The organism is Geminocystis sp., from assembly GCF_041753295.1.
GTDB lineage: Bacteria > Cyanobacteriota > Cyanobacteriia > Cyanobacteriales > Cyanobacteriaceae > Geminocystis.
In genome coordinates, this window is the sequence record NZ_JBGSUU010000006.1 from 1 (window position 1) to 4,944 (window position 4,944).

Here is a 4,944-nt window from a genome sequence, read left to right on the forward strand (position 1 = left end):
TCGCTTTTTTCAATGGTTAAAAGATAATATTGAGGTATTTACTAATTATAAAGCAAGTTTGGGCTTTGTTTGGGCATAATTTTTGTTTAAGTACCGTTAAAAATATTATTAATAAATTTAAGAGTAATTCCATGATAAAAATACGCCAATTTTTCGCTATTTCAGCTTTAGCAGTATCTGTTATTTCCGTCACTGCCAACTTTCCCTCCGTCAAAGCCCAACAACAAAAAACGGAAGAACAAAAAGTACAATTAATGTTTGTTCAAACCGCCGATAACATAAAAACTGATAACCAAACTATTCGCCTAGTCAACGTCAATCCTCAAACTCTTTATTTTGCCGATCGCCCTGTACGTTTAGCCGGTCATATTACTACCCCTGAATATATGAAAGAATGGACTGCTAGTGCAGGTTCAGACAATTTCACAAATGATCCTCCCAATGCTACTCTTTCCGTTTATGAAAAAGGACAACCTCAAAATAGTTTAGTGGTAATCGAAATTAGTAACCCTGTTATTGATGGTAAAGACATAGTTTATAACTACAAAGTAATCGAAGGTACAATGCCGAAAACAGGAGGTCAAAGTGCCTTATTTATTGACTGGATTGGTGCAGGAGGAGGAGTAGGATCTGGTTTTCATGGGGTGGGAGTTGGTACTCGTGGGGTTGGTGTTTATGGTGGTTACGGTGGCCCTCTAAGATAAGAATAGATAAATTTACAAATAAAAAGAACTATTGCTAATTATGGAAAAACTGAAAGAAGAACTAAAAAAAATTGGCTCTTTGTCCCTTTTTTTTATGATAGGATTTGGCTTTATTTTGATCATGATGAAACTTTTTTTAGATCAATATGATATTAATATTTATGTTTTTTCTAAGGCAATTATTAGTTCATTAGTGGCAGCTAAAGCAGTAGCAATTATGGATATGACTCCGATCTTAAATCGTTATGCTCATTCCCCCCGTTATATAAATGTTTTATACAAGACTTTTCTTTATACTGTTGCGGTTTTAGTTATTTCTATGATTGAAAATCTTTTCCATGCCTATAAAGAAACTAAAGCCATTGGAGGGGCCATCGAACTATTTTTAGAAACCCGTCATTTCTCTCATTTTTTAGCAGTAACTTTATGTGTCTCAATGATTTTTTTGATTCACAATATTTTTCAAGAAATTGATAATTATTTAGGTAAAGGAAACTTAAGTAAATTATTTTTCGCTCCAAAAAATTCTGAACTAACATAAGTTTATTAATAATTAAAAAGAGCAAATCTATGAAAATAGTTAAACTGATTTCACCTTTTTTATTAAGTACAAGTAGTCTTTTTTTTTATCCTTCTACTTATGCCCAACAGACTGATAATCCTAATTTTTTCACTGGACAACCCCCCGTTTTTGTAGGGGCACAAACCCCTGACTCTACCATCAACTGGCCCAATGCTCATTATTATTTCACCTTTCACCTACCCAATAACTCCGTGGAATCTTTAGGAAAAGTAACTATTCAACAACAACAAAACGTTAATGTCATTCCTATCAATGTATCGAGTACTTATGCTTTTATCGGTACTCAGGGAAATGTAGGTACACCTCTTTCCATAAAAACTACTCAAGATCCCCAAACTCAGGCGGTAACGGTGGTTTTTGATCCGCCTGTACCTCCTGGAACAACTTTCAGCGTTCGTCTTGAAGCCTTCCGAAATCCTCCAGATGATGACACTTATCTGTATCGCGTAACCGCTTTTCCCGCAGGAAATAATGCCACTGGTTTACCCATGGGAGTGGGAAGATTTAGCTTTTATAGATTGTTTTAGTTAAAAAATATTTACACGATGAATTTAAAAATATTTACGATTTCGGGGCATTATTTAGGAATTGCTATGTTATTAAGTGTTGCGTGGGGTAATTTAATCTTAAATCCCCTTAAAGCTCAAACACCCTCAAAGATTCCCACCATAATTCCAGCAGCAGTGGATGATTTACCTAATGATCCCAATCAGTTAAAAACATGGTATTGCAATCAAGGAAATCAGGGGATTTTAGTAGAAGTCAAAATGGTGACAAATTGGCAAGAAACGATGGAAATGGAAACTAATCAATGGCAATGTCAAGAACAATTAATCAATATTCCTGATAATGCCGTTCAGTTTTCCTGTGAATCCGATGAAAATACTATTAACCTGATTACTGTCACTTGGTTAAAAGGTAATGAAGGTAAATCACCCCTGAAAAATTGGATTAATACCTTTGAAAATCAAAATATGGCTTGTACTATTGACCTAACTAATCCATTTTGGAATTAAATAACCTAGCGGTACTTAAACAAAAATTATGCCCAAACAAAGCCCAAACTTGCTTTATAATTAGTAAATACCTCAATATTATCTTTTAACCATTGAAAAAAGCGAAAAGATATGGCGGTGCGAAACGCTTCTAAGGCTTCACCAAAAGTATTTAAGGGTTTATTTCCCCATTGCCTTCTTAATCCTCCTGTTAATCGATGCCATTGGATAAAAGTATAGGCACAAAATACTAAGATAAAATGTCTCATCAAACTTCTTTTATTTCTGACCTGATACTCTGATAATCCTAACCATCCTTTTATTTCCCGAAAAAATACTTCTATCCAATTTCTTTGACTATAAGTTTCCACAATCCAATGGGCTGTAATTTTCTCACCCACTTTATTTGTGATTAAATAATCTATATCTGTGGCTTTTTCAAAACTCTGTGCATTCATAACGATAGCTACTGTTTTGATACCATTTAAAGCCGATAATTTAATCTTTATTGTGGCAATCCAAAGACTTTTTTTCTCATGTTCACCTACTTTTATTTCTTCAAAACTTTCTGGAGGCAATGATGAAGCTATTTCATCGATTCTTTTTTGTTCTGATAAACTATTTTCTTGAGCTAAAAAAACATTTCTATTTTTGGCGATTACTCCGATATAATGAAGTTTTTTTTCTTCTATTTTCTCAAGTAAAGCACTATTATTACCATAACCACCATCCATCAAGATTATGGAAGGAATATAATTTCTGTTCAAGGATTTTTCAATTAAATTAACCGCAATTTCTGGTTTTTTTTGAAATTTTGGGTCATCTTTTCCTAATGGTAAATTTTCGGCTTTTTGATATAATTCAACATCTAATGGAAAACTTCTTACACCATCATAACCATGAGTAGTAACAATAACATTGCCATTCTCAGTTTTACCAATTTCACCAATATATTGTCTTCCAACACAGTCAGTAAAATTTCCACTTTTACGATGTCCTGAATCATCAATAGACATCTCCAAAAATTGACAAATTCTCTCCATCAGTTGATTATAGCATATTTAGTATTCTTATAAATACTTATCAACTGCAACGATAAAATAAGGCTTTTATATATTTGCCTTGTCTAAATCAAGATTTATTTGTTCATCATATATTATTTCTTTTTTTATTATTTATATTTATTTATAATACTAACGCTCCTATTCTTAATCTCACTAATCCACATATTGTTAGGATTACTTTTTCATAATTTTCTTCTTTTAATCTAAATCTTTCTCCCGCTATTCTAAATATTTTTATTAATCTCATTACATGTTCTACAAATATTCTTTTTTGTGCCTTTCTTTTATTCTCTTCCTTTATTTCTTCTGGCATTTCTTTTTTTCTTGGTTTCTTTTTTGGTGTGGTTATTCTTTCACCTCCTTGATAACCTTTATCCCCTTGAAATTTTTGTTTTTTATCAAAATTTTCTTGTTGTTTTCTCAATAAATTTACATCACTTACTCTCCCTTTTTCTCCCACTATTACATCTACTATTTCATTTCCTTTTGGTGTTGTTATTATTTGATTTTTAAATGTGTGATTTTTCTTCTTTCCTGAATAATAATCTTTCTGTTTTTCATCGTCTTTTGGTCTGTTTCTAGCTTGTTCTGTCGTATCTACAATTAATTCTAATTCTGTCAATATTTCTGTTACCCATAAATATTCATTTTCTTTTTTTTTACTTGTTCTAATAAACTTGGTGGTAATAATTCTCTTAAAATATCTATCCAATAATGAAAAATATTATTTGCTGTTGACTCACTTACTCCAAAATGTATTCCTAATATTTGAAAAGTCGGTATATGATGTAAATAATATAAAGTTAAAATAATTTCATCTTCAGCATTTAGATGTTTTTTTCTTCCACCCCCACTCTTAATTAATAATTTTCTCTCCGCAGAAATTGCATTCTTTTTATTCGTATTAATTTTTATGGCATTTTCTATTAGTTGTTTTAACTGTGGGTAAGTAATACCAATTATTCTTTTCGTTTCTTTTGGGTTATTATAGATATATTCTAAAGTTTTATTCATTAGGAGTAATCGGCTAATATAATATTTATAGATTTATTATTTTAGCTTATTTTCTATTTTGGAGATGTCTAATAATTAAAGCAAAATGACGACTAATTTTGGTTTGACGACAAGAGCTAATAATTTCTAATCTTTTTTCGTTTACTTCCTCATAATTCCAGGTTGATTCCGTTAAAAAGTGATGTAATTTATGATAAGTAATATCAACATTATTAGTGGCAATTTGAGTAAGATTTTTTCTGGTACTTTCTCCTAACAACCCCCCTAAATAATTTCTAAATTCTCTTTTTTGAGCCTTTGTTTTTAAGACTGGATCTATTTTTTGACACCAGCGATTAAAACATGGTGGCATTGATGAAGATGTTGTTTCTTTCATTTTGACCTAAAAACGTTATAATACAAAAATTATAACCTAATTTCTTTTATCGTTTTGTTTAAGTACCGATAATGAATCAACAGTGAAATTGAATACTTCAACATTTGCACAGACTTTGAATAGCAAAGAGTTTTTCTGTGTAATCTGGCTAGATAGTGCCTCAATCTCGTATTTTCTCCCTCAACCCTTATCATGTAAGTTTTACTGA

The 4,944-nt window shown here is 31.3% G+C and carries 8 protein-coding genes and 1 pseudogene; 4 read left to right on the forward strand and 5 right to left on the reverse strand.

Annotation, left to right across the window (positions count from 1 at the left end; translation table 11 throughout):
• The first annotated feature begins 131 nt into the window (after positions 1 to 131).
• From ACEW8E_RS00275 to ACEW8E_RS00290, 4 genes are read left to right on the forward strand one after another with little or no spacing between them, the layout of a single operon-like run.
• Entirely contained in the window at positions 132 to 704 is a 573-nt protein-coding gene (locus tag ACEW8E_RS00275; protein ID WP_373478341.1) for a hypothetical protein, read from the forward strand.
• Between the two features lie 40 nt (positions 705 to 744).
• Complete coding sequence (locus tag ACEW8E_RS00280) at positions 745 to 1,245, forward strand: hypothetical protein (RefSeq protein WP_373478342.1); 501 nt, start codon at positions 745 to 747, stop codon at positions 1,243 to 1,245.
• A gap of 29 nt (positions 1,246 to 1,274) precedes the next feature.
• Positions 1,275 to 1,814, forward strand: coding sequence for a DUF2808 domain-containing protein (locus tag ACEW8E_RS00285; protein WP_373478343.1), 540 nt, complete (start codon positions 1,275 to 1,277; stop codon positions 1,812 to 1,814).
• A gap of 18 nt (positions 1,815 to 1,832) precedes the next feature.
• Complete coding sequence (locus tag ACEW8E_RS00290; protein ID WP_373478344.1) at positions 1,833 to 2,303, forward strand: hypothetical protein; 471 nt, start codon at positions 1,833 to 1,835, stop codon at positions 2,301 to 2,303.
• Between the two features lie 26 nt (positions 2,304 to 2,329).
• Here the strand turns inward: ACEW8E_RS00290 and ACEW8E_RS00295 are convergent.
• The 5 genes and pseudogenes from ACEW8E_RS00295 to ACEW8E_RS00315 form a co-directional block, all read right to left on the reverse strand.
• Positions 2,330 to 3,292: pseudogene (locus ACEW8E_RS00295) on the reverse strand (IS701 family transposase); the annotation flags it as partial.
• 175 nt (positions 3,293 to 3,467) lie between these two features.
• Complete coding sequence (locus ACEW8E_RS00300; protein WP_373478345.1) at positions 3,468 to 3,968, reverse strand: transposase family protein; 501 nt, start codon at positions 3,966 to 3,968, stop codon at positions 3,468 to 3,470.
• 8 nt (positions 3,969 to 3,976) lie between these two features.
• Positions 3,977 to 4,360: a transposase family protein gene (locus tag ACEW8E_RS00305; protein WP_373478346.1), complete on the reverse strand. Its 384-nt coding sequence runs from the start codon at positions 4,358 to 4,360 to the stop codon at positions 3,977 to 3,979.
• A 46-nt stretch (positions 4,361 to 4,406) separates the two neighbouring features.
• Positions 4,407 to 4,736 (reverse strand): transposase, encoded by a 330-nt coding sequence (locus ACEW8E_RS00310; protein ID WP_373478347.1) that lies wholly within the window; start codon positions 4,734 to 4,736, stop codon positions 4,407 to 4,409.
• A 29-nt stretch (positions 4,737 to 4,765) separates the two neighbouring features.
• Positions 4,766 to 4,944 (reverse strand): IS1 family transposase (locus tag ACEW8E_RS00315; RefSeq protein WP_373478348.1); only part of this gene is annotated, 179 nt, incomplete at its 5' end.